This is a genomic window from Cryobacterium sp. Hb1 (assembly GCF_004403585.1).
GTDB lineage: Bacteria > Actinomycetota > Actinomycetes > Actinomycetales > Microbacteriaceae > Cryobacterium > Cryobacterium lyxosi.
On record NZ_SOHI01000008.1, the window covers coordinates 277,787 to 301,128 of the forward strand.

Below are 23,342 nucleotides of genomic sequence, written 5' to 3' on the forward strand. Positions count from 1 at the left end.
GTTGTCCCTTACTTCGCTGCGTGGGCGAGCTCGGCGGCCTTGGCGGCGCCCTCGTCCATGGTGGCGGCCAGTGTTACGAGCGGGTGGTTCGCCTCGGCGAGGATGCGACGACCCTCCTCGACGTTGTTACCGTCGAGGCGCACCACGAGCGGCTTGTTGGCGCTCGAACCGAGCTCGGCGAGCGCACCCACAATGCCCTTGGCGACGGCGTCACACGCGGTGATGCCACCGAAGACGTTGACGAAAACGCTCTTGACCTGCGGGTCACCCAAAATGACGTCGAGGCCGGCGGCCATCACCTCAGCGGATGCTCCGCCCCCGATGTCGAGAAAGTTGGCCGGCTTGACGCTGCCGAAGTTCTCGCCGGCGTAGGCGATGACGTCGAGGGTGCTCATGACGAGCCCTGCGCCGTTGCCGATGATGCCAACTTCACCGTCAAGCTTGACGTAGTTGAGGCCGGCAGCCTTGGCTTTGGCTTCGAGCGGGTCGGCCGCGGCGGCGTCCTCGAGGAGAGCGTGCTTGGGGTGACGGAAGTCGGCGTTCTCATCGAGGGTGACCTTACCGTCGAGCGCGATGATGTCGCCCTCTTCGGTGAGCACCAGCGGGTTGACCTCGACCAGGGTCGCGTCTTCACCCTTGAATACGTTGTAGAGCTTGACGAAGACCGGGGCGACCTTGTCGACGAGCTCGGCCGGGAACTTGGCGTCGATAGCGATCTGCTTCGCCACGGCGAGATCGATGCCGACCGACGGATCGATGGCCGTGTAGGCGAGCGCTTCGGGCTTCTCGACGGCGAGAACTTCGATCTCCACGCCGCCCTCGTAGCTGGCGAGCGACAGGTAGGACCGGTTGGAGCGGTCCAGCAGGACGGAGAAGTAGAACTCCGCCTCGATGCGGGCTCCACCGGCCACCATGACGCGGTGAACGGTGTGGCCCTTGATGTCGAGGCCCAGGATGCTCTGGCCAGCGGCCTCGGCGTCATCCGGAGTCTTGGCTACCTTGACGCCGCCGGCCTTGCCACGGCCGCCGACCTTGACCTGCGCCTTGACCACGACAACGCCACCGAGCTTCTCGGCCGCTGCGCGCACTTCGGCGGGGGTGTCCGCGATGATGCCCGGCAGAACCGGCACACCATATTCCTCAAAAAGGTCTCTCGCTTGGTACTCGTAAAGATCCACGCTGCTCTTCCAATCCGCGTCTTGGCGATCACACCGCCGGTGAAGATATATGAGGTTAGTGGTAACAGCAGTCCTCGCCGTAAATTAGCTCGACATCAAGACATACCGGCCCGTGAAAACTCTAGCGCGTGATTCGAACGTCAAGGCGCACTCGCAGAGCTGCCGAAACACCACTGTGCTGCCACGAAACGCCACCGCGAAGGCTAGCCACACCTTGCTGGACGACACTCCCGTTGGGTGCTTATCTAGTACTATGACCGATCTTGCTCAAGCGGTGGAACCGCACGCCGCCGGCCTCGCTTCCCGGCTGAACTGGCTGCGCGCCGGTGTTCTCGGCGCGAACGATGGCATCGTCTCGGTCGCCGCCCTTGTCGTCGGTGTTGCCGCTGCCACCACCGACTCCCACGTCATCCTCATCGCCGGGGTAGCGAGCCTGCTCGCCGGCGCCATTTCGATGGCCCTCGGTGAGTACGTGTCGGTGAGCAGCCAACGCGACTCCGAACGCGCCCTCATCGCCAAGGAAACCTGGGAACTCGAGAACGAGCCCGAGGAGGAGCTCGCCGAATTGGCTGGCTTCTACGAAGCCAAGGGACTCTCATCCGCCACCGCCCGGCAGGTGGCAGTCGAGCTCACCAAGCATGACGCCCTCGCAGCCCACCTCGAAGTTGAGTTGCACATCACCGAACAAGACGTGTCGAACCCCTGGCATGCGGCCTACGCATCCGCTATCGCCTTCACCGTCGGCGCCGCGCTCCCCCTACTCGCCGTACTGCTGCCGCCGGCCGAATACCGTATCGGCGCCACGTTCGTCGCGGTCTTGATCGCCCTCGTCATCACCGGCTGGCTCAGCGCCCACCTCGGCAACAGCCCCAAGCCGCGGGCCATCGCCCGCATCGTCATCGGCGGAATCCTCGCCCTCGCCGTGACCTATGTGATCGGCGCCCTCATCGGCGGCAGCGTCTGATCGAGCTGGGCTCACAGCCAACTCCGGGTTCCGTACCGACCGGGTGGATAGGCTGAAAATATGGCAACACTGCGCATCGGAGCTGGCCCCCTATCGCGATCATCGATCAGTACGGCGGGCGCTTTTGACGCGGCCCTCGTGCTGGCTTTCGCTGCGATCGGCCGATTGAGCCACGGCGAGAGTCTGGCGGGACTCGGCGTGACCTATTGGCCGTTCCTCGGCGGTCTGATTATCGGCTGGCTCCTGCTGCGCGCCTGGCGACACCCGCGCCGTATCGTCTGGACCGGCGTCGGCATTTGGATTGCCACCGTAGCGGGTGGCTTGCTGCTGCGCCTCGCCAGCGGTCAGGGCGTTCAACTTAGTTTCGCGATCGTCACGACTATCGTGCTCGGCCTGTTCCTGCTCGGCTGGCGGGCCATCGCCGCGCTCCTGCTCCGCCGAGGCCGCGAGCGGATGCCCGCCGCGGCCTGATCTCAGGATCAGCCTCTTCCGCACGCGAGCGCGGTCGAAACGAAGCAGCAGAACCGGCGCGCCACCAGACGACCAAACACCACGGACCGACTGTCCGCCCCGCAGCCCACCACGCAGCCCATCACGAAAAATCGCCTATGCGGTTCGCCTCAGTCCCGGAGTTGCGAGCAATTGGCCGTCACGCAGCACCGCGAGTACGTCGATGGCGAAGCGCTCGGTCATCTCGCTCAGCGTCGACTCTCCGCCGGCCACGATCGCCGTCGCGAGTACGTCAGCAGTGACGATATCGGCCGCGAACACACTCACCTGCCGGAACGGCGACGGTTCGCCGTCCCGGGGCGTCCAAATGTGTTCGCCGCGTTCCGCGCTGCCCGAGGTGGCCACGGCCCGAAGCGGATACCCCAGCGGTACGTTCGCAATCACCTCACTCCGATTGCCCGGATCGACGATTGCCACGACCCATTCGGGGTGCCCGGCATTCCCACCGACCAGGACATCACCGCCAGCATTGATCGACCAATTGGCCGGGCTGCGCGCCGTCAGGACTGTTCCGGCTTCGGCGATGGCGAGTGCCTTGACCACGCCCGAGAGGTCGATGACGCCATCGGCACGATGTGGCGTGAACACGCCCCGGGTGCGTTCCCGCCAGTCCAACGCGAGGGCGTAGCAGGAGCGCAGACTCTGACTCGCCTCGGTCAAACGGATGTCCCCGCGCGCGATGCGACTCAGTTCCGAGTCCTCCCGGTACAGGCTGAACTGCTCGTCCCAGCGACGAAATACCGACTCGACCACTTCAACGGCAGCGGAATCAACATCTGCGGCGGAACCACCCAGGCGCAGGCTCACGACCGTCCCCATCGTTGCACAGGTGCGCGCCGGCATCCGCTCGTAGTCCCCGCCCACAATCGCCACCCTAGAATCCGGCCGTATCAAGCGCTGATTGCAGCGACCGGAGGTAGCCCTCGCTCGTGTACGTGGCACCGCTGACGTTGTGCACCTTCGCGGACTGCGCGGTGAGCACCTCGGAGCGCAGAATCGGCGCGGCCTGATTACTGATACCGGCCGACCGGCCCCCACGGTTGGTCAGCTGCAGCGGGGTGACCTCGGTGATCGCGCCGTTGGCGATGGTCACCGACACCTGCATGTTGCCGTACTGGGTCGGCACCACCGCGCCGGTGAAGGTGCCTGACTGCGCTGCCGCCTGGGCCGCTGATGCGGCAGCGGCCGTCGCGGTGCCGCCGCTGGACGCGGTCAGGCTCTGCGAGGCCTCAATCGCCGAGGATCCCAACTGCCACCCGATACCGACGATCGAAACCGAAGCCAGGGTGGCCAGGGCTACCGCGCGTGCTCTCACCAGTCAAACCTTTCGTAGTGGATCTGCTTTTTGGGCACCCCGGCAGAGCGGGCGTCGCGTACGACGGCGTCGGTCCAGGGTCGGGGACCGCAGATATAGATGTCTGAGCTTTCGAGCTCGGGCACGATCGTGCTCAGGGAGATTCCGGCCCTGACGGCATCTGCGGGAAGCCAGGTACTGACTCCCTGGGGGCGTTTGCCGGCGATAATGCGCAGCTCGGCGCCGCGCAGCCGGCACAGGTCGGTGAGTTCGTCGACCAGGTAGGTATCGCCAAGGCTGTGCGAGCGGAGCAGCACGGTGGCGTTGCCGGGCGCGAACGACACCGTTTCCAGCAGCGACCGAATGGGGGCGACGCCGATGCCTGCGGCGATCAGCACAACGCGGAGCGAGGTTCGAGCATTCTCGGTGAACAGCCCATATGGACCTTCGAAGCTGACCCGGGTGCCGCGTTTCAAATGGGGAAGCTGCTTCGAAGCATCGCCCAGGCCGCGAACCGTGATGCGCAGTCCGCGCTCACTCGGCGCTGACGACAGCGAAAACGGATGCGCCTGCCACCAGAGTCCATCGGCCCAGAACCGCCAGACGAAGAACTGTCCGGAGGTCGCCCGGAGCCTGTCCAGCTTTCGGCCGGTCAGGGTGATTGAGGCGACGCCTGGAGCGACCGCGTCCACGCGGTCCACGACGAGGTGGTGGCGCAACGACCGGATGACCGGCAGCAAAAATCGGAACACGATGATGGAGCCGGCTACCGCCGCGTACAGGACGAGCCAGTAATACCGGGCGATGGCACCGTCCCTGAGCAGACCACCGACGCTCAACTGGTGCGGGATGGCCACGAGCACCGAGAAGTAGGCGAGCAGATGCACGGCGTGCCAGGCCTCGTAGCGAAACTTGCGGCGCACCACCACGAGCGAGGTGATGACGACACCGATCATGAGCGCGAGGCCGAGAAAGGCGAGCGGCATGTCGGGCAGGGTCGTGAACATGTTCCAGGTCTCGGCAACCACGTTGACGTTTTCGGCGAGCGCGTAGCCGGTGATGAGCAGCGCAGCGTGACCGAGGATGAGGTAGAGGGCCGGCTTGCCGAGCGACTGATGCACGGCCATAGCCTGGTCGTGCCCGAAGGCGCGGTCGATCGGGGGCAGCCGAGCGGCCAGCACGAGCATGATGAGCAGCAGGTCGGTTCCGACCAGGCCCGCGACGATTCCCAGGGACGTGAACGCGTCGGCGGGGGTGCCGAACTTGGCTGCTCCGCCATCCGCGAGAAAGATGGCGACCACGATGGCGACCGAGGCGACGCAGAGAATCTGCAGGCTGTCGGCGAGACGCATCCGTTTTTTGTATGCGGGGTGCGGCGAGGTCACCCGTGGGGTGTTCGCAGGCGCGGTGCCGGTTCGAGTTTTGCGCGTATCGAGGCTCATGACATGAGCATCGGGCGGGCGCCCCTCGAACAGCTATCGAGAGCCTGTGAAGAGTCTGTGTGTTACCAATGCGTCGAGCACGGCGGAAGCAGAACGCTAGATCTTTTCGATCGGGGCGATCTTGATCAACAACTTTTTGGCACCCGCTGTGTCGAACTGCACGTGCGCGATGCGCTTGGTGCCCTCGCCGGTGACCTGGTTGACCCGGCCCTCGCCGAAGTCATGGTGACGGATGCGGTCGCCCGCTTCCAGCTCGAGGGTGCCGTTGTCGCGCACCGTTCCGGTGATCTTGTTGGCCCACTCGGTCTTGGGCTTGCCCGGCGGCAGGCCGGTCTGCTTCGCGCTGTTGCTGCCACTGCTGCGCCCGCCGAAGCCGTCGCTCGAGCTGCCGTTCAGCGAATTGCCAAAACCGCCGAATCCACCGTCGCGGCGCGCGTTGAGAGCACGCGGCTGGGTTCCCCCGCGGGAGTTAGCCATGCCTGGCGACTGCTTCCAATCGATGAGCTCGGCAGGAATCTCCTGCAGGTACCGGCTCGGCATGGCCACGTTGATGTCGCCGAACTGTGCCCGGGTCATAGCGAGCGAGAGGTAGAGCCGTTTGCGCGCCCGCGTGATGCCGACGTAGAACAGGCGACGTTCCTCGGCCGGACCGCCGGGCTCGTTCGCCGACATCTGGTGCGGCAGCAGCCCCTCCTCGACCCCGGTCAGGAACACGGCCTCGTATTCGAGGCCCTTCGCGGTGTGCAGGGTCATCAGCGACACCGTTCCCGAGGCATCGTCGAGGTCGTCAGCGGCCGCCACCAGTGACACCTGGGTGAGAAAGTCGACCAGGCCGCCGTCGGGGTTTTCCTTGTTGAAGTCCTTGGTCTGGGCGACGAGCTCTTCGATGTTCTCGGCCCGAACCTCGTCTTGCGGGTCGCGGCTGTTTCGCAGTACGGCGAGCAGCCCGCTGCCGCTCAGCAGAAACTCCAGCACTTCGGACACGTTGGAGCCACCGACCGGCACACCGTCATCGGTGACCGAGGTCGGCACGAGCATGAGCGCTGCGGCGTCGAGCAGTTCGGCCAGTTTCAGGATGGCCCCGGTCACCTTGGGTCCGAGGCCGAGTGCGGCCGAGTTGCGCATGGCCTGCCGAAAGGTGAGTTCGTTGTCGTCGGCGAAGCTCGACAGCCCGGTTTCGGTGGCCGGGCCGATGCCGCGCTTGGGGGTGTTCAGAATGCGGCGGAGGGCGAGTTCGTCGACCGGGTTGGCGACGGCGATGAGGTAGGCCAGGGCGTCCTTGATTTCGGCCCGCTCGTAGAACTTGGTGCCACCGACCACCCGGTACGGCGTGGCCGAGCGCACCAAAATCTCTTCGAGCGCTCGGGTCTGCGCGTTGGTGCGGTAAAACACCGCCATGTCGCGGTAGGCCATGCCGGCGGCGTGCAGCACCTGGATCTCATCGGAGACGAACTGGGCTTCGTCGTGCCCGGAATACGCGGTAAAACCGACGATCTTCTCGCCGTCGCCGCCGGCACTCCAGAGCTTCTTGTCGGTGCGGTCGAAGTTGTGACCGATGACCGCGTTCGCCGCCGAGAGAATGTTCTGGGTCGACCGATAGTTCTGCTCGAGCAGAATCACCTTCGCGCCCGGGTAGTCCCGTTCGAAACCGCTGATGTTGCGGGTGTCTGCGCCGCGGAAGGCGTAGATCGACTGGTCGGAGTCGCCGACCACGGTGAGCGATGCCCCGGGGATGGCGCCGGTGGCGTCACGCAGGTTACGCACGTGTACGCCATCGTCTTCCATCTCCTGGGCGAGCTCGGCGGTGACCGGCCGGGTGAGCTCGTGAACGAGGGCGTACTGGGCGTGGTTGGTGTCCTGGTATTCGTCGACCAACAGGTGCCGGAACCTACGCCGATAGAGGGCGGCCACCTTGGGGAATGCGCGGAACAGGTACACGGTCTCGCCGATGAGGTCGTCGAAGTCGAGCGCGCTCGCGGCGCGCAGCCGGGCCGAATACTGTCGAAAAATCTCGACGAACATGACCTCCTGCGGGTCACTCATGTTCGCGTTGCGCGCATAGGAATCGGCGTCGGCAAGCTCATTCTTGAGCTTGGAGATCTTGGCGCCGGCCGAGCCGGGAGTGAACCCGTAGGTATCGGCGTCGAGCCCCTTGATGATGCGCTTGAGGGTGACCTTGGTGTCGGCCGAGTCGTAAATGCTGAACGTGCGGGCAAGGCCGATCTTCTCGGCTTCGCGGCGCAGTATGCGCACACACGACGAGTGAAAGGTGCTGATCCACATTCCATCGGAGCCCTGGCCGAGGATGGCGTGCACGCGTTCGCGCATTTCGGCGGCGGCCTTATTGGTGAAGGTGATGGCGAGAATCTGGCTTGGCCAGGCATCGCGGGTTTCCAGCAGGCTCGCCACCCGCCGGGTGAGCACACTGGTCTTGCCCGAACCGGCACCGGCGATGATGAGCAGAGCCTGGCCGCGGTATTCGACCGCCTCTTTCTGCTGCGGGTTGAGCCCGTCGAGCAGGGGGCTCTGCCTGTTATCGCCCGTGCCCGCGTATCCGTTGGAATCGAGAATAATCGGCGTGGCCGAACGATTTGAGGTAGCGGGCGCGGATTCCGCGTTCAGAGGTGTGGTCATGACGGTTTCCAGTGTAGGCGAGGCCCCTGACAGGCGGGCGGGGCGTACTCAAAGCGCACCCCGCACATGCACGGCCAGATCGGGGTGGTCGGCGAACACACCGTCGATACCCGTCTCGAGAATGAGGCGAAACTCCGCCTGCCAATGGCCGAAGTCTGCCCGGCGAATACCGCGCCGGAACGTTTTCGCCAGGAACTTATTCTCTGGTCGCAGAGTCCAGCAGTAAATCTCCAGCCCTGCTTTGTGGGCATCATCGACCAAAGCGGATGCCCCGACAACGTCACCCCCGTCATCCGTTTCGAGAATGAGCGATTTCACAACGCTGATGCCGTCGATACTTTCAGGCCCGGCGGCAAGGTTCGCAAGCCCGTCTGGCGTGAGGTGGTCGATGTAACGCAGCGCCCCGGCTCCGTGCTCGGCGACCTGGTCGGCCGGGTACCCCTGGTCTTCGAGCAGGAAGATGCGTTTGCCGCGCACGCCTTGGGCGCGCACCTGGGCGAGCACGCTCGGTTCAAAGCTTTCCACGGTGAGGCGGTCGGTGTTCCAACCGGCCGCGGAGACCTCGGCGGCGAACAGTTCGGCCAGGGGCAGGTCGAGTCCCGCAAAATAGTTGGCGTGCTTGATCTCAGCGACGATGCCGAGCACCCGATCGGTCTGCTCGGCCGCGGCGTCGACGAGATCGAACAGGTCGCGCAGTCGCAGAATCGGCTGCTGGCCGTCGAAGGTCGTGTTGCTCTGCCGCAGGTTCGGCAACCGTTCCCTGGCGCGCAGGGTGCTCAATTCTGCCCAGGTGAAGTCCTCGGTGAACCAGCCGGTGACCAGCTTGCCGTCGACGTGCTTCTCGGTTCGGCGAGCGCCGAATTCGGTGCGTGTGGCGACATCCGTGGTACCGGAGATCTCATTTTCATGGCGAATGACGAGTACGCCGTCGCGGGTCGCCACCAGGTCGGGTTCGACGGCGTCGGCGCCGAGCGCGAAGGCAAGATCGAAGGCGGCACGCGTGTGTTCTGGCCGGTGGCCGCTCGCCCCGCGGTGTCCAATGACGATCGCTTGCATGGTTTCAGGCTAACCGCGCCGCCAGAACGGATGCTGAGGGAAAAATCCGCTGCGAGCAGAACGCATTCGCGTGCCGCCCGGAATACTGCAAATCGGCTGATCCCCAGCACATTCGAATGCGCTCTCGGGTACCTTTAATGAAGTGCCGCACCAGGCGCTGCGTGTCGGTCCGCCCGCGCGCACCCATTACTCCCCCAGCTGATTGTGAGTACAGCAACACATGGCATCCTCCAACCCCGCTTTCTCCCGCAACGAGGCGTTCGGCCCTCGCGGCGCAGTGGCGTCGTCGCAGGCCCTCTCGGACAACGATCTGCAGTCGATGTACAACCGGCCCGCCGCCGGTGCGCAGGACACCGAACGCATGACCTATGAAGACACGATCACCAAGACCGGGATTGCCTTCGCGGTTCTGATTATCGGCGCCGCCCTCGGCTGGGTAATTCCGATCTTGGCGATTCCGGGCGCGATCGCCGGCCTCGTCCTCGGCCTCGTCAACACCTTCAAGAAGGAGCCGTCACCGGCACTGATTCTCGCATTTGCGGCGGCCCAGGGACTCTTCGTCGGCGGCATTTCCGTGATGTTCAATGACTTGTACGACGGGATCGTCGCCCAGGCCATTCTTGCCACACTCGTGGTGGTCGGCGTGACCCTCGCCTTGTTCCGCAGCGGTAAGATTCGCGCGTCGAAAAAGGCCACGAAGATCTTTATGATCGCCATGATCGGCTACGGAATCTTCTCGCTGATCAACTTCGGACTCGTCGCCTTCACCGGCGCCGACTCGATGCGCAGCGGCACGCTCGGCCTGGTCATCGGCCTCTTCGCGGTCATCCTCGCGGCGTACTCGCTCGTGCTCGACTTCGACTTCATCCAGAAGGGCGTCAACAACCGCGCCCCCCGCAAGTACGGCTGGAGCGCCGCCTTCGGCATCGTACTGACCGTCGTCTGGCTGTACGTGGAACTGCTACGCATTTTCGCCATCCTTCGCGGCGAGTAGCACTTTCGAAGGACATACAAAAGCACCTCCGTCGTTAGGATGGGGGTGCTTTTCCGTTCCCGCGGCACACCAAAATGTGGTTGGCTGAAGCAATGAGTTTTACTGACCTGCATGTGCTGCTCCCGCTCGAAGCAAACGGCATGGACGCCGTGTTCGGCTATATCGGCGGCGCCATCGTGCTCCTCGGCCTCGCCTGGGTGGTCATCATCGCTATCCGTCGCTACCTCAAGGCCCCCAAGGACTGATCTACCGGCGAGGAGAACGCCGTTGGCAAGCAGCGACGCCGTCATCGTGTGCGCCTGATCTAAACTCGGGGTCATGTCGCTCGGTCTCCCCTTTCGAGCGCTGTGGACATCCAGTGCCTCCTCTAATCTCGCTGACGGGGTTGCGTTCATCTCGATGCCGCTCCTGGCCGCATCGCTCACTGATGATCCGCGACTCGTCGCAGGGCTGGCGACGACCTACGCCCTGGTTCGACTTCTGGTAGCGCTGCCCATCGGGGTCTGGGTCGACCGGGTCGATCGGCGCACGCTGCTGATCGGCGCCAACCTCATCAGGGGACTGGTCGTGATCGGTTTGGCCATCTTTGTGCACCTGGAACTTGCAACTTTGCCGCTGCTCTATGCCGTGTTGGCGGTGGTCGGAACGCTGGAGAGCGCGGCGGATAACGCATCTGTTTCTCTGCTGCCCGGGGTCGTGCCGGTCGAGCAGCTGGATCGTGCGAATGGCCGCATCTCGGCAGCACAGCTGGTGGCCGATGAGTTCGCGGGCCCCCCGCTCGGCGGACTGTTGTTCGCCGTCGCGGCCGCGGTTCCCCTGTATCTTATGGGCGGGCTGTGGGCTGCGGCCGGGCTTCTCGCACTGGCGCTGCCGGTGCGCAGGCTCGGGGTGCGCAGGCTCGGGGTGCGCGGGCTCGGGGTGCGCAGGCTCGGGGTGCGCAGTGGAAGCGCGTTGATACGACGCCAGCCCGCCGTTCGCGAGGCCATGCAGGGTGCCCGGTGGCTGGCCGGCAACCACACGGTTGGCGGGCTCGCCCTGATCGGTGCCCTCGCGAGCGTCGGCTATATGCTTTCCTTCTCGATCCTCGTTCTGTTCGCTGCGGAGCGGCTTCACCTCGATGGCTTGGGCTATGGAGTGATCCTCGCCGTTTCCGCACTCGGTGGGCTCGTCGCATCCTTCGCCACACCACGCGCGACAGGCCGCATCGGCTATCGCGGCACGATCGTCGCAAGCCTTGTCACGGGTGCCGTGTCGCTGCTCGCGCTCTCCATCAGCACGAGTGGTGCCATCGCCGCTGCGCTTCTGGCGGTCTATATCTTCCACGCTGTGGCGTGGGGGATCTGCGCGACCTCTCTCCGACAACGACTCGTCCCCGACGATCTGCGCGGCCGAGTCAACGCTGCGTCCCGCGTGCTCAGCCTTCTCGGGCTGGCGCTCGGTTCCGCGCTCGGCGGCCTGCTGGCCGTGGTGAGTCTGCCGCTGCCGATCGCCGTCGGCGGTGGTGTCTTCGTGTGCTGCGCGGTCCTGGCGGCCATCGTCATTCCCAACGAGTGCGAGCACGACTAGCCCCTTACGTGGGGATCACTCCCACTCGATGGTTCCCGGCGGCTTCGACGTGACGTCGAGCACGACACGGTTGACCCCGTCCACCTCGTTCGTGATGCGGTTCGAAATCTTGGCCAGCAGATCGTAGGGCAGGCGAGTCCAGTCGGCGGTCATGGCGTCTTCCGACGACACGGGGCGCAGCACGATCGGATGCCCGTAGGTACGTCCGTCGCCCTGCACGCCCACTGACCGCACATCGGCGAGCAGCACGACCGGGCACTGCCAGATCTCACGGTCGAGGCCGGCGGCGGTCAACTCGAAGCGCACTATCGCATCCGCTTTGCGCAGCAGATCCAGGCGTTCCTGGGTGATCGACCCGACGATGCGAATGCCCAGGCCGGGGCCGGGGAAAGGCTGGCGCTGCACAATTTCGGCTGGGAGGCCGAGCTCGGCACCGATCGCGCGCACCTCGTCTTTGAACAGGGTGCGCAGCGGTTCGACCAGTTCGAACTTGAGGTCGTCGGGCAGGCCGCCCACGTTGTGGTGGCTCTTGATGTTGGCGGTGCCGCTGCCGCCGCCGGACTCGACGACGTCGGGGTAGAGGGTGCCCTGCACCAGGAAGCGGATCGGGTCGCCGTCGATTTCCTTGGCCTCTTCGATCAGTTCAGCCTGGGCCTGCTCGAAGGTGCGGATGAACTCGCGACCGATGATCTTGCGCTTGGTCTCCGGGTCGCTCACGTCTTTCAGCGCATCGAGGAACTGCTCACGCACATCCACGGTCACCAGGCGGATGCCGGTGGCCTTGACGTAGTCCTCCTCGACCTGGCGGCGCTCGTCTTCGCGCAACAGGCCGTGGTCGACGAAGACGCACACCAGCTGGTCACCGATGGCCTTGTGCACGAGGGCTGCGGCCACGGCGGAATCGACTCCGCCGGAGAGGCCGCAGATGACCTTGCCGGTGCCGACCTGGGCGCGAATCTTCGCAACCTGCTCCGCGATGACGTTGCCGCTGTTCCAGTCTGGGTTGATTCCGGCGGCGCGGTGCAGAAAGTTTTCGAGCACGTGCTGGCCATTTTCGGAGTGTTTGACCTCGGGGTGCCACTGCACGCCGTAGAGCCGCTTCTCGTCGTTGGCAAACGCGGCGACCGGGGTCGACGTCGACGAGGCAAGTACGGTGAAGCCGTCGGGCGCGGTGGCAACCGAGTCGCCGTGGCTCATCCAGACCGTCTGGCTGTCGGGCTGGTCGGCCAACAGAACGTTGTCGGCGTTGCTCACGACGACCGGGGTCGAGCCGTATTCGCGGGCTCCGGTCTGGGCGACGGTACCGCCGAGTGCGGTCGCCATCACCTGGAAGCCGTAGCAAATACCGAGCACGGGCACGCCGAGCTCAAAGATCGCGGCATCGAAAGTGGGCGCCCCCTCGGCGTAGACGCTCGATGGCCCACCGCTCAGTACGATTCCGCGCGGGTTTTTGGCGAGCACCTCGGCGGCGGTGATGCTGTGCGGCACGATCTCCGAATAGACGGATGCCTCACGCACGCGCCGTGCGATCAGCTGCGCATACTGCGCGCCGAAGTCGACCACGAGAACGGGACGATCGAGTCCTGAATCGGGGAGGGCCTGCTCCGCCGACGCGGTGTCGAAGGTGTCACTCATGAACGCACCTCAGCAGCCTTTTTCGCTTCGAGCTGCGCGAGGGAACGTTTGACGCGGCGGGTCATGGGGCCTTCCAGAAAGAACGAGAGCGTGGGGATGATGCCGCCGAGCGCGATCAGCACGAAGCGTGGTAACGGCCAGCGCATCAGGCTCCATAAGCGGAAATCGGCGAACAGGTACAGCACGTAGAACCAGCCATGCACGATCAGAATGATCGTGCTGAGGTTGATCGCGACGACCGTGTCGCGCGGCACGAAGGCGAGAAAACCCTCGGAGCCGTTCATCTCGAGTTCGTAGCCGAGCACGAACTTGGCATAGACCTCGGCGCAGAGCAGCAGCAGAAAAACACCGGTGATGATGGACGACACCTGGTAGAGCCGCAGCGCACCGGGGATTCGAGAGACGTCGGCGGGCTTGGGATCAAGTGGCATAGGGCAATTCTATGCGCCCGTGCTGGGAGCCCCTGCAGCCACGTCTTCGAGCGCGGCTTCTTCCTGCTCGCGTTCCAGGGCATCACGCACCAGTCGGTACCAGAAGAACACGGCGAACCCAGCGAAGACGACCCACTCGATGGCGTAGAAGATGTTCAGCCAGTTCAGCGACTGGTCGACTTGGGGTATCGGGGAGTCAATCAGGTCGAGGCCGGCCGTGGCGTCAGCGCTGACGATGTAGGCCGAATAGACCGACTCGTCCGTGAAATCGGCCCACAGATTGATCAAAGCGGATGGCGCGACCTTCGTCAGCTCCATCGAATCGCCCTCGGGGTCGGGCAGCTCAGGGGCCTCCCCCGTGAGAAAACGCCCGGTCACGGTAACCGGGGTGTTTTTCGGTTCGGTCTGAAGTTCAGCGATGACGGCCTCGGCCGTGGCTCTGTCTGGCGCCCAGCCGCGCGCGACAGCGATGCTGGCAGCGGTATCCGTTCGAAAATGGCTGACGACCCAGAACCCTTCGACACCGCCGTTGAAGCGGGTGGTGATCAGCGTCTCATCACCGGCCACCCAGGAACCCTTGGTGGTCACCATCTGGCCGGTCGCGATCTGTGTCACCCCGCCGTCAGGCTGCGCCACTTCGACGAGCGGCTTCACCTGCTCGGTGGCTCGCTCCACTACGACGCCGGACTCGATGGCGCGCTCCAGCTGCCAGTGCCCGAGCAGGGCAAAGGCAGCGGCAATACCGAGGGCAAGCAGCAGCGCGGCCACCCAGCGGGGGCGCAGCATCATTCTGATCACGAATATTCACCTGTGTGGGTTTCTCGCCCGGGTTTGCGTGCCGGTGTGTTGGCCGTGTCATCGGGTTCTGGGGAATGCTGACCGAGAGCGAAATCGGCCATAGAATCCGAACCGGAATCGGCCGAATGCAAGCGTTTCGCTGCGTTCAGCGTATCGGGCGATGCTTGGGAATTGGCCGAGTCGACCATCCGCTTGGCCGCGCGCCGGGTGTCCTCGTCGGCATCCGTCGCCTGAGCGGCTGTCGCCGCCTCGACCAGCGCGATCTCCTCGTCGAGCATCGGGTTGCGCGGCGCACGCGTGGTAGCGGATGCTGGCACGCGGCGACGCAGGACCGACCCGATCTTCTCGGAATTCGCCGCGAACAGCGGACCAAGAATTGCCATGACCAAAACGTAGAGGCCCGCGAACGGTTGCAACCGCGGGTCGAGCCCGGCCGCGACGGAGAGCGTGGCCAGAATCAATGTGAACTCGCCGCGGTTGACGAAGATCGCGGCGGTGTTGAGGGCCTCGCGTGGACCCATTTTGTGCAGCCAGGCCAGCAGCGCTCCCGACAGCAGGCTCAAGACGAAGGTCATCACGATGGCCACGAGCACCACGCCGATCACCGATCCGAACTGGGCCACGTCGAGGGCGAGGCCGAAGTTGAGAAAGAAGAACGCCGCGAAAATGTCGCGCAACGGTACCGCGACGCGCTCGATTCGGGCGCGGTAGCTGCTCGCTCCGAGCACGACGCCGATCAGGAATGCGCCAATCGCGTCGGTCACGCCGATAATCTCACCGATGCCGCCGAACAACACCACGAGGCCGAAGAACAAAATAGTGAACAGTTCGTCGTCTTTGGTGCGCATAAGGCGGGACACCACCCGGCCGCCCCACCTGGCGAGCGAGAACATGGCCACGAGAAAGAGGAATGCGATGGAAAGCTGGAGCACGATCGGCCAGATCTCGGTCTTGCCACTGAGCACGACGGAGACAATCGACAGGTAGATGGCGATGAAGATGTCGCCGACCACGGTCACGCCGAGGATCATCGGTGTCTCTTTGTTCGCGAGGCGGCGAAGCTCGATGAGCAGTTTGGTGATGATCGCGCTCGAGGAGGTTCCGGTCATGCCGGCGATGACGAGGGCTTCGCGCGGTCCCCAACCCACGAGCAGGCCGAAAATGAAGCCGGCACCCATATTGATGAGAATCCAGGATCCGCCGGAGATGATCAGGGTTTTGGCGTTGCCGAAGAATTCCTCCTGGTCGAACTCGAGGCCGAGGCTGAACAACAACAGGATCAGGCCGAACACCGCGATGAGTTCGATGTCGCCGGACTCAAAATCGAGGGGAAAAAAGTCGGTGTTTGGGCTCGCGAGAAGGCCCACGACCATATAGATCGGGATGGTGGGGAGCCCGATCAGTTTGCCCAGGCGGCCAAGAACATAAGCGACGACGAGCAGAGTGCCAAGAACAAGGAGATCTTCGCCCACGTGCATCGCTTACCCCCCGGGTGGAGCGTCGACGGTCTTCGCCTTCACTTCACCGGTGCGGAAGAACGCGAAGGCCTTGACGACTTTTTCGGGCGAACCCGCGACGACCAGGGTGTCACCGGGGAAGACCTTGAAGTCGGCAGCGGGGGCCGGGTTGGCCGATTCGCCGCGCACGACGGCGACGACGGTGAGTCCGGCGATGCCGCGGTCGGCCGGATTACCGAGGGCCTGGCCGGCGATATGGTCTTCGTAGTCGACGGTGAACCAGTCGATACTGAGGCCGGGAATCTGGTCGAGGGCACTGAGCGACTCGGTGATCTGGGTACCGCCGAGCAACTCGGCGAGGGTGTGCGCCTCGTCTTCGTTGAGCCGAAGCGACACCTTGCTCGCGTCGGGCCCGCCCTCGTCGTCGGCGAAGGTGATGAGGTCGCTGTGGCCGGAGCGGTGGGCGATGACGCCGACCTTGCCGCCGTCATCCGTGATGAAGGTGTGCAGAACACCCACGCCGGGAAGTTTGACCCGCCGAACATCAACCATTGTCATGACTCCTGAGGTCTAGGGGCAGTTCCCTTATTCTACCGGAGCCGCTTTTGCCGTCTGCGCGCCACCTGTTGCGTCACCGCGCCCGGTGCCGGACACGCTCGCCGGCTCTGGCCGGCGCTATGGCAAAAGCGCAGCACTCCGCGCCGGGGACTTCGCGTCGACGCAGTCCGATTCCGGCGGGGAGTCGATCAGCCGCGCGCACATGCTCCTGCTCGGATTCACCGCTCCCGAGTTGCAGGTGCGCTTCGCGCGATGCCGCAGGGTTCATCGCTTATGTCGACTTCTTCTGGCGAGGCATCAACAAGGTCGGCGAGTTCGACGGGCTCGGCAAGTACGTCAAGGAGGCCTACATGAGCGGACGCACCACCGCCGACGTCGTGATGAACGAGAAGCGCCGTGAAGATCGAATTCGCGCGTGCGGACCATCCGTTTCGCGGTGGGACTGGCCGGTCGCGCGCGACCTCGAAGCTTTCGGAATGTTCCTCTCGCGAATCGGCGTCCCCCGGACTCGACAGCACATCCGCGTTCTTGCGCCGTCACCGCGCCCGGTGCCGGTGGGTGCTCCCGCTCAAGGTGCCGCGACTACCGGCACCGGGCGCGGTGACACCGGGCGCGGTGACACCGGGCGCGGTGACGGCGGGCACGGTGACGGCGGGCACGACCACCGCGGGCGCGGTGACGGCGGGCACGACGACGGCGGGCACGACCACCGCGGGCGCGGGCGGGCTAGTTGGTGACCACGATGTCGGGTGCCTCGAGGCGCACCCGGTCGGCAGATTCGTCGTTCGGCTCCTCCTGCGAAGCACGCTCGGCGGCAACCCGGGTGAGGTAGAAGCCGACCTCGCGGTCGATGCGCTCCTGGTCCCAGCCGAGCACGCCCGCCATCAGCGCTGCGGCGACCGGCGCGGCCGAAACCCCGCGGTCCCACGCCTCGATCGAGATGCGGGTGCGGCGCGCGAGCACGTCTTCGAGGTGCAGCGCGCTTTCGTGCGAGGCCGCGTAGACGACCTCGGCACCGATGTAGTCGTCGGCGCCAGGCAACGGTTCGGCGAGCGACGGGTTAGCCCGAATGAGGTCAAGCAGCTCGTCGGTGAGGGTTCCGTAGCGGTTGAGCAGGTGTTCCACCCGCACGGTGTGCACACCGAACGCCTTGGCTATCTTGCCGCGCTTATTCCACGCCGCCTGATAGCCCTCAGCACCGAGCAAGGGGATGTCCTGGGTCGCCGAAGCAGGAATGCGGCCATCAAGAGCCGACACCGCGGCATCCACTGCGTCCTTGGCCATGATGCGGTAGGTGGTCCATTTGCCGCCGGCGATCACGACGAGGCCGGGAACGGAGTGTCCGACGAGGTGTTCGCGGGACAACTTGGAAGTCTGATCACTCTCACCGGCCAGCAACGGACGCAGGCCCGCGTAGACACCCTCGACGTCTTCCCTGGTCAGAGGTACCGTCAAAACCTCATTGATGTGTTCGAGGATGTAGTCGATGTCGGCCGCCGTCGCGGCGGGATGCGCCTTGTCGAGGTACCAGTCGGTATCGGTCGTGCCGATGAGCCAGTGCCGGCCCCAGGGGATGACGAACAAGACGCTCTTCTCGGTGCGCAGCAATAGGCCCATGGCGCTCTGGAACCGGTCGCGCGGCACCACGAGGTGCACACCTTTCGACGCCCGCACCTTGAAGGTTCCCCGCTCGCCAACCATGCGCTGGGTGTCGTCGGTCCAGACTCCGGTCGCGTTCACGACCTGCTTGGCCCGCACCTCGAAGTGTTCGTCGGTCTGCAGGTCGTGGGCGCGCACGCCGACGACGCGCTCCCCCACCTTGATGAAGCCTTCGACGCGCACCCGGCTGGCCGCATGGGCACCATAGAACGAGGCGGTGCGCACGAGCGACGAAACGTAGCGGGCGTCGTCGACTTGGGCGTCGTAGTAGGTGATACCGCCGATCAGGGCGTCGTTGGCCAGGCTCGGCATGAGCTTCTGCACCTGACTCTTCGACAGGTGGCGGTGGTGCGGCACGCCGGGTGGGCGACCGCCGGTGTAGGAAAAGATGTCGTAGAGCAGCATTCCGGCGCCGATATAGAACCGCTCGGTGAAGCGCTTCTTGAGCGGATAGAGAAACCGGACCGGCTTCACCAAATGCGGCGCGATGCGCTGCAACAGCAGACCACGCTCGGTGAGCGCTTCGCGCACGAGGCGAAAGTCGAGCTGCTCCAAATAGCGGATGCCACCGTGCACGAGCTTGGACGACCGGCTCGAGGTGCCCGACGCCCAGTCCCGCGCCTCGAGGATGCCCACGCTCAGACCGCGGGTGACGGCATCGAGTGCGGCGCCGGCGCCGACGATGCCGCCGCCGACGACGAGAATGTCGAGTTCCTTTTCTCTGAGCTTGGCGAGAGCGGAGACCCGCTCCTCGGGACCCATTTTTGTGGACCGCGTGACCGAATTGTGAGAGGCCATTACTACTCCTGTTCAGACTCAGTGTTTAAGACGAGAGGTCAGGGGAGGTGCGACAAACAACTGCGACATCAGTGTTGCGGGTAATGCTGAAAAGTACGTCTGTTTTCGACGCTAGTTCACTCGGTACGGCGCGACAACCACTTCCACCCGCTGAAATTCCTTGAGATCGGAGTATCCGGTGGTTGCCATCGACCGACGCAACGCGCCAATGAGGTTGGCCGTGCCATCGGCGACCGGTGCCGGGCCATACAGAATCTCTTCGAGCGGGGCCACTGTGCCCACCTCGACCCGCTTGCCGCGCGGCAGCTGCGCGTGGTGCGCCTCGGCGCCCCAATGGAATCCCCCACCGGGGGCATCCGTCGCCCGGGCCAGCGCGGTTCCGAGCATGACGGCGTCGGCGCCACAGGCGACGGCCTTGACGATGTCCCCGGAGGCGCCGAGGCCACCGTCAGCGATGACGTGGACGTAGCGCCCACCGGATTCGTCCATATAGTCGCGGCGCGCGCCGGCGACATCCGCTACGGCAGTCGCCATCGGCGCGTGGATGCCGAGGGTCGCGCGGGTGGTCGACGCCGCTCCCCCGCCGAAACCGACCAGAACGCCCGCGGCGCCCGTGCGCATGAGGTGCAGCGCCGCCGTGTAGGTGGCCGCGCCACCGACGATAACGGGTACATCGAGTTCGTAGATGAACTTCTTGAGGTTGAGCGGTTCCTGATTCTGCGACACGTGCTCGGCCGACACCGTGGTTCCGCGAATGACGAACAGGTCGACGCCAGCGGCAACGACGGTTTCATAGAGTTCCTGGGTGCGCTGGGGTGAAAGCGCCCCGGCCACCGTGACCCCTCCCGCACGAATCTCCGCGAGCCGGGCGGTGACCAGGGCTGGCTGAATCGGGGCGGAGTACATCTCCTGCATGCGTGCTGTGGCCTTATCGGCGGGCAGGTTGCGAATTTCAGCGAGCAGCGGCTCGGGGTTCTCGTGCCGGGTCCAGAGGCCCTCGAGGTCGAGAACACCGACGCCGCCGAGCTGACCCATCATGATGGCCGTGGTGGGCGAAACGACGGAGTCCATTGGCGCGGCGAGTACCGGAATGGCGAACTGGTACGCATCGATGGTCCAGCTAACCGATACGTCCTCCGGGTCGCGGGTGCGCCGACTGGGCACCACCGCGATGTCGTCAAAGGCGTATACGCGGCGTGCGCGCTTGGAACGGCCGATCTCGATTTCCATGGTCCTAGTTTAGACGGAGCGACCGACATCCCTTTTTCGAGCGCATGCCGCCGCCCCCACCCGATTCAGAAGCAGGGGCGACGAACCGAAAAGCCCTACCGACGGTAGTTCGGGGCTTCAACCACGATCTGCACGTCGTGCGGGTGCGATTCCTTGAGTCCGGCGGGCGTGATACGCACGAACTTGCCCTTTTGCTTGAGCTCGGCGATGGTGCGGGCTCCCACATAGAACATGGACTGCCGCAGGCCACCGACCAGTTGATAGGCCACGGCGGCGAGGGGGCCGCGGAACGGAACCTGACCCTCGATGCCCTCGGGAATGAGTTTTTCGTCACTGGGAACGTCGTTCTGAAAGTAACGGTCTTTGGAATAGGACGTCTTCGTGCCGCGGGTCTGCAGCGCTCCGAGCGATCCCATACCGCGATAGGTCTTGAACTGCTTACCGTTGACGAATACGAGTTCCCCGGGGCTTTCGGTGCAGCCGGCGAGCAGAGAACCGAGCATGACGGTGTCAGCGCCGGCCACGAGAGCCTTGGCGATGTCACCGGAGTACTGCAGCCCGCCGTCAGCGATGACCGGAATACCGGTTTCCCGTGCGGCCAGCGAGGCCTGGTAGACGGCGGTGATCTGGGGTACGCCCACCCCGGCCACGATGCGGGTGGTGCAAATTGAGCCGGGGCCAACGCCCACCTTGATCGCGTCCGCGCCCGCGTCAATGAGCGCCTGGGCGCCGGACCGGGTGGCCACGTTCCCGCCGATCACATCGACGTCGGCAAAGGCTTTGTCGGCCTTCAGGCGTCGAATGATGTCGAGCACGCCGGCGCTGTCACCGTTGGCGGTGTCTACCACGAGCACGTCCACCCCGGATTCGAGCAGTGCGGTCGCGCGCTGCCAGGCGTCACCGAAGAAGCCGATGGCCGCGCCGACGCGGAGGCGTCCTGCATCGTCCTTGGTGGCGAGGGGATATTCCTCGCTCTTGTCGAAGTCCTTCACGGTGATCAGGCCGGTGAGCTTGCCGTTGACGTCGATCAGGGGGAGCTTTTCGATCTTGTGTTTCGCGAAGATCGCCAGGGCGTCTTCGGGAGCCATTCCGACCTTGCCGGTGATCAGCGGGGACCTCGTCATGACCTCGCTCACCCGGGTGAACGCCTTCCGGGCGTATGGCACGAACCGCATGTCCCGGTTGGTGATGATGCCCACCAGAATTCCATCACCGTCGATGACGGGCAGCCCGCTGACGCGGAACTGGCCGCACAGGGCGTCGACCTCGGCCACTGTGGCGTCGGGCGATGTCGTGACCGGGTTGGTGATCATTCCGGATTCGCTGCGCTTGACCAGGTCGACCTGTTCGGCCTGGTCATCGATTGAGAGGTTGCGGTGCAGAATTCCCAGGCCGCCCTCGCGGGCCATGGCGATCGCCATGCGCGTTTCGGTGACCGTGTCCATGGCGCTGGAGAGCAGCGGCAGCGACACGTCGATTCGTCGGGTCAAGCGGGATTTGGTGACCGCTTCGCTGGGAATGACGTCGGTGTGCCCCGGCAGGAGCAGCACGTCGTCGTAGGTGAGCCCGGTGAATCCGAACGGATCTGGCTGATCCATGTAACCCCTTACCTATAGCTGAAAACAGAAAATTGTCCGCCAAATCGCATGATTTAACGGGTTCTTCAATGTTAAGCGTGTTTGCGCTCATCACATTCCGCCCACGAATCGTGAACTGGTGCGAACTTTCGAAAAAATTAGGACATAATCGGCTCTTACAACACCAACGACGTTGGCTGTACTTGTCCGGCGCCCGCTCGGTCAGCCACCGGTCGGCACCAACATGGAGGTCCCGTGAAGTCCACTCTTACGGCTCAGAGATACCTACCCAGAATGCTTGTCATTCTGTTCGTAACGCTCCTCGCAGCCCTGTCCATGGCTACATTCTCGGCGGGCAGTGCGCACGCCGACGAGGTAGGCACCGAGTACGACTTCACTCTTTCGGGCAACGTGAAGTTCAACGGTGAAGCCCTTGACGGTGTAGCCATCGCCGTCGACGGCAACGGCTACACCGCCGACACCGTGACGGATGCCGCCGGCAAGTGGGCGATCGGCGTTCCCGAGAAGGGCACCTACGAGGTAACCCTCGACGAGGAAACCCTGCCGAAGGGCGTCGTCGTCGCCAAGGGAGGTAACGTTATCGATACGGAATTCGGCCTGACCGACCGTAAATCGGTCAACTTCTTCCTCGGTGAAGGCACCCGCAACACGGTAAGTTTCTTCGATCAGTTCGTTAACCGGTTCGTGAACGGTTTGAACTTCGGCCTGCTGCTCGCGCTCGCGGCGATCGGGGTGTCGCTGATCTTCGGCACCACCGGCCTGAGCAACTTCGCGCACGCCGAGATGATCACCTTTGGCGCCCTGATGACTCTGGTCTTCTCGGTCAACCTCGGGCTACCGATCTGGCTCGCCATTCTGATCGCCATCGCGCTCAGCGGCGTGCTGGGGTACGGCCTCGACACGGTGATCTGGAAACCGTTGCGCCGCAAGGGCGTGGCCGTGATCCCCCTCATGATCGTGAGCATCGGCCTGTCGCTCGCGCTGCGCTACCTGTACCAGTATTTTTTCGGCGGCAGCACGAGTCAGCTCCCCGGGGCCGGAATGACCGACCTGAAGTTCGGTCCAATCTCGTTGTCTCCGATTGACCTGGCCAGTATGGGCATCAGCATCGTGGTGCTGCTCGCCGTGGCTTTCTTTTTGCTGCGCACCCGCATCGGCAAGGCCACTCGCGCCGTCTCTGATAACCCGAGCCTGGCCTCGGCGAGCGGTATTGACGTCGATAACGTCATTCGCATCGTCTGGGTGGTCGGAGCCGCGCTGGCCGGGCTCAGCGGCGTCTTGTGGGCCTACTTTCGCCCAGGCGTCAGCTGGGACATGGGATTCCAGATGCTGCTTCTCGTCTTCGCCGCGGTGACCCTCGGTGGTCTCGGTACGGCCTTTGGAGCCCTCGTCGGTTCCCTCATCGTCGGGCTCTTCGTTGAGCTATCGACGCTCTGGCTTCCGTCCGACATGAAAGTCGTCGGCGCCCTTGTTATTTTGATCCTCGTATTGCTGTTTCGACCGCAAGGCATTTTGGGTCGTAAAGAAAGAATTGGTTAGG

Annotated in this window: 21 protein-coding genes; 7 read left to right on the forward strand and 14 right to left on the reverse strand. The window is 64.5% G+C overall.

Annotated features, from left to right (window positions below):
• Positions 1–8: 8 nt before the first annotated feature.
• The gene (sucC, locus tag E3T38_RS03160; protein WP_134546118.1) at positions 9–1,178 is read right to left on the reverse strand and encodes an ADP-forming succinate--CoA ligase subunit beta; all 1,170 of its coding nucleotides are present in this window, start codon (positions 1,176–1,178) and stop codon (positions 9–11) included.
• A gap of 253 nt (positions 1,179–1,431) precedes the next feature.
• Between sucC and E3T38_RS03165 the strand changes: the two genes are divergently transcribed.
• Both E3T38_RS03165 and E3T38_RS03170 read left to right on the forward strand, forming a co-directional pair.
• Positions 1,432–2,142 carry a VIT family protein gene (locus E3T38_RS03165; protein ID WP_134546120.1) on the forward strand — a complete coding sequence of 237 codons (711 nt, stop codon included), beginning with the start codon at positions 1,432–1,434 and terminating at the stop codon, positions 2,140–2,142.
• 60 nt (positions 2,143–2,202) lie between these two features.
• The gene (locus E3T38_RS03170; RefSeq protein ID WP_134546122.1) at positions 2,203–2,613 is read left to right on the forward strand and encodes a DUF3054 domain-containing protein; all 411 of its coding nucleotides are present in this window, start codon (positions 2,203–2,205) and stop codon (positions 2,611–2,613) included.
• A gap of 135 nt (positions 2,614–2,748) precedes the next feature.
• Here E3T38_RS03170 and E3T38_RS03175 read toward each other — a convergent pair whose 3' ends face one another.
• From E3T38_RS03175 to E3T38_RS03195, 5 genes are all read right to left on the reverse strand, one after another.
• Positions 2,749–3,516: an FAD:protein FMN transferase gene (locus E3T38_RS03175; protein WP_370448979.1), complete on the reverse strand. Its 768-nt coding sequence runs from the start codon at positions 3,514–3,516 to the stop codon at positions 2,749–2,751.
• Between the two features lie 10 nt (positions 3,517–3,526).
• Entirely contained in the window at positions 3,527–3,967 is a 441-nt protein-coding gene (locus E3T38_RS03180) for an FMN-binding protein (RefSeq protein ID WP_134546124.1), read from the reverse strand.
• Positions 3,964–5,388, reverse strand: a complete 1,425-nt coding sequence (locus tag E3T38_RS03185) for a ferric reductase-like transmembrane domain-containing protein (RefSeq protein ID WP_241984266.1) — start codon at positions 5,386–5,388, stop codon at positions 3,964–3,966. Before E3T38_RS03185 ends, E3T38_RS03180 begins: the two co-directional genes overlap by 4 nt.
• Positions 5,389–5,484: 96 nt before the next feature.
• Positions 5,485–8,022 (reverse strand): ATP-dependent helicase, encoded by a 2,538-nt coding sequence (locus E3T38_RS03190; RefSeq protein ID WP_134546125.1) that lies wholly within the window; start codon positions 8,020–8,022, stop codon positions 5,485–5,487.
• A gap of 48 nt (positions 8,023–8,070) precedes the next feature.
• Positions 8,071–9,078: a glycerophosphodiester phosphodiesterase family protein gene (locus tag E3T38_RS03195; RefSeq protein WP_134546127.1), complete on the reverse strand. Its 1,008-nt coding sequence runs from the start codon at positions 9,076–9,078 to the stop codon at positions 8,071–8,073.
• 220 nt (positions 9,079–9,298) lie between these two features.
• Here E3T38_RS03195 and E3T38_RS03200 point away from each other — a divergent pair, with 220 nt between their 5' ends.
• The 3 genes from E3T38_RS03200 to E3T38_RS03205 all read left to right on the forward strand — a co-directional run bounded on the left by E3T38_RS03200 (position 9,299) and on the right by E3T38_RS03205 (position 11,638).
• On the forward strand, positions 9,299–10,072 hold the full coding sequence (locus E3T38_RS03200) for a Bax inhibitor-1/YccA family protein (protein WP_134546129.1): 774 nt from the start codon (positions 9,299–9,301) through the stop codon (positions 10,070–10,072).
• Positions 10,073–10,164: 92 nt separating this feature from the next.
• The gene (locus E3T38_RS16590; RefSeq protein ID WP_166805400.1) at positions 10,165–10,317 is read left to right on the forward strand and encodes a hypothetical protein; all 153 of its coding nucleotides are present in this window, start codon (positions 10,165–10,167) and stop codon (positions 10,315–10,317) included.
• A 73-nt stretch (positions 10,318–10,390) separates the two neighbouring features.
• Positions 10,391–11,638 carry an MFS transporter gene (locus E3T38_RS03205; protein WP_134546131.1) on the forward strand — a complete coding sequence of 416 codons (1,248 nt, stop codon included), beginning with the start codon at positions 10,391–10,393 and terminating at the stop codon, positions 11,636–11,638.
• A gap of 15 nt (positions 11,639–11,653) precedes the next feature.
• On the opposite strand, the gene guaA is transcribed toward E3T38_RS03205, so the two are convergent.
• From guaA to E3T38_RS03230, 5 genes are read right to left on the reverse strand one after another with little or no spacing between them, the layout of a single operon-like run.
• On the reverse strand, positions 11,654–13,273 hold the full coding sequence (gene guaA / locus E3T38_RS03210) for a glutamine-hydrolyzing GMP synthase (RefSeq protein WP_134546133.1): 1,620 nt from the start codon (positions 13,271–13,273) through the stop codon (positions 11,654–11,656).
• Positions 13,270–13,704, reverse strand: coding sequence for a DUF3817 domain-containing protein (locus tag E3T38_RS03215; RefSeq protein WP_104198415.1), 435 nt, complete (start codon positions 13,702–13,704; stop codon positions 13,270–13,272). The genes guaA and E3T38_RS03215 overlap by 4 nt, the downstream gene beginning before the upstream one ends.
• A 9-nt stretch (positions 13,705–13,713) precedes the next feature.
• Positions 13,714–14,493: an SURF1 family protein gene (locus E3T38_RS03220; RefSeq protein WP_241984282.1), complete on the reverse strand. Its 780-nt coding sequence runs from the start codon at positions 14,491–14,493 to the stop codon at positions 13,714–13,716.
• A gap of 5 nt (positions 14,494–14,498) precedes the next feature.
• Positions 14,499–15,980 (reverse strand): cation:proton antiporter, encoded by a 1,482-nt coding sequence (locus E3T38_RS03225; protein WP_134546137.1) that lies wholly within the window; start codon positions 15,978–15,980, stop codon positions 14,499–14,501.
• Between the two features lie 3 nt (positions 15,981–15,983).
• Complete coding sequence (locus tag E3T38_RS03230; RefSeq protein WP_233193339.1) at positions 15,984–16,517, reverse strand: cation:proton antiporter regulatory subunit; 534 nt, start codon at positions 16,515–16,517, stop codon at positions 15,984–15,986.
• Positions 16,518–16,867: 350 nt separating this feature from the next.
• On the opposite strand from E3T38_RS03230, the gene E3T38_RS03235 reads away from it, so the two are divergent.
• On the forward strand, positions 16,868–17,254 hold the full coding sequence (locus E3T38_RS03235; protein WP_134546139.1) for a hypothetical protein: 387 nt from the start codon (positions 16,868–16,870) through the stop codon (positions 17,252–17,254).
• Here E3T38_RS03235 and E3T38_RS03240 read toward each other — a convergent pair.
• The 3 genes from E3T38_RS03240 to guaB form a co-directional block, all read right to left on the reverse strand.
• The gene (locus E3T38_RS03240; RefSeq protein ID WP_134546140.1) at positions 17,244–18,974 is read right to left on the reverse strand and encodes a glycerol-3-phosphate dehydrogenase/oxidase; all 1,731 of its coding nucleotides are present in this window, start codon (positions 18,972–18,974) and stop codon (positions 17,244–17,246) included. The two genes, E3T38_RS03235 and E3T38_RS03240, sit on opposite strands and share 11 nt — an antisense overlap.
• A 111-nt stretch (positions 18,975–19,085) precedes the next feature.
• Positions 19,086–20,204: a GuaB3 family IMP dehydrogenase-related protein gene (locus E3T38_RS03245; RefSeq protein WP_134546142.1), complete on the reverse strand. Its 1,119-nt coding sequence runs from the start codon at positions 20,202–20,204 to the stop codon at positions 19,086–19,088.
• Between the two features lie 95 nt (positions 20,205–20,299).
• Positions 20,300–21,802: an IMP dehydrogenase gene (gene guaB, locus E3T38_RS03250; protein WP_134546144.1), complete on the reverse strand. Its 1,503-nt coding sequence runs from the start codon at positions 21,800–21,802 to the stop codon at positions 20,300–20,302.
• A gap of 273 nt (positions 21,803–22,075) precedes the next feature.
• Between guaB and E3T38_RS03255 the strand changes: the two genes are divergently transcribed.
• Positions 22,076–23,341, forward strand: coding sequence for a branched-chain amino acid ABC transporter permease (locus E3T38_RS03255; protein ID WP_134546146.1), 1,266 nt, complete (start codon positions 22,076–22,078; stop codon positions 23,339–23,341).
• Position 23,342 lies beyond the last annotated feature (1 nt).

Bases quoted from the DNA above. Each gene is read 5' to 3' on its own strand.
- E3T38_RS03165 (WP_134546120.1), top strand. From the start codon at position 1,432: ATGACCGATCTTGCTCAAGCGGTGGAACCGCACGCCGCCGGCCTCGCT.
- E3T38_RS03170 (WP_134546122.1), top strand. From the start codon at position 2,203: ATGGCAACACTGCGCATCGGAGCTGGCCCCCTATCGCGATCATCGATC.
- E3T38_RS03185 (WP_241984266.1), bottom strand. From the start codon at position 5,388: ATGAGCCTCGATACGCGCAAAACTCGAACCGGCACCGCGCCTGCGAAC.
- E3T38_RS03190 (WP_134546125.1), bottom strand. From the start codon at position 8,022: ATGACCACACCTCTGAACGCGGAATCCGCGCCCGCTACCTCAAATCGT.
- E3T38_RS03195 (WP_134546127.1), bottom strand. From the start codon at position 9,078: ATGCAAGCGATCGTCATTGGACACCGCGGGGCGAGCGGCCACCGGCCA.
- E3T38_RS03200 (WP_134546129.1), top strand. From the start codon at position 9,299: ATGGCATCCTCCAACCCCGCTTTCTCCCGCAACGAGGCGTTCGGCCCT.
- E3T38_RS16590 (WP_166805400.1), top strand. From the start codon at position 10,165: ATGAGTTTTACTGACCTGCATGTGCTGCTCCCGCTCGAAGCAAACGGC.
- E3T38_RS03205 (WP_134546131.1), top strand. From the start codon at position 10,391: ATGTCGCTCGGTCTCCCCTTTCGAGCGCTGTGGACATCCAGTGCCTCC.
- guaA (WP_134546133.1), bottom strand. From the start codon at position 13,273: ATGAGTGACACCTTCGACACCGCGTCGGCGGAGCAGGCCCTCCCCGAT.
- E3T38_RS03215 (WP_104198415.1), bottom strand. From the start codon at position 13,704: ATGCCACTTGATCCCAAGCCCGCCGACGTCTCTCGAATCCCCGGTGCG.
- E3T38_RS03220 (WP_241984282.1), bottom strand. From the start codon at position 14,493: ATGATGCTGCGCCCCCGCTGGGTGGCCGCGCTGCTGCTTGCCCTCGGT.
- E3T38_RS03225 (WP_134546137.1), bottom strand. From the start codon at position 15,980: ATGCACGTGGGCGAAGATCTCCTTGTTCTTGGCACTCTGCTCGTCGTC.
- E3T38_RS03230 (WP_233193339.1), bottom strand. From the start codon at position 16,517: ATGACAATGGTTGATGTTCGGCGGGTCAAACTTCCCGGCGTGGGTGTT.
- E3T38_RS03235 (WP_134546139.1), top strand. From the start codon at position 16,868: ATGAGCGGACGCACCACCGCCGACGTCGTGATGAACGAGAAGCGCCGT.
- E3T38_RS03240 (WP_134546140.1), bottom strand. From the start codon at position 18,974: ATGGCCTCTCACAATTCGGTCACGCGGTCCACAAAAATGGGTCCCGAG.
- E3T38_RS03245 (WP_134546142.1), bottom strand. From the start codon at position 20,204: ATGGAAATCGAGATCGGCCGTTCCAAGCGCGCACGCCGCGTATACGCC.
- guaB (WP_134546144.1), bottom strand. From the start codon at position 21,802: ATGGATCAGCCAGATCCGTTCGGATTCACCGGGCTCACCTACGACGAC.
- E3T38_RS03255 (WP_134546146.1), top strand. From the start codon at position 22,076: ATGCTTGTCATTCTGTTCGTAACGCTCCTCGCAGCCCTGTCCATGGCT.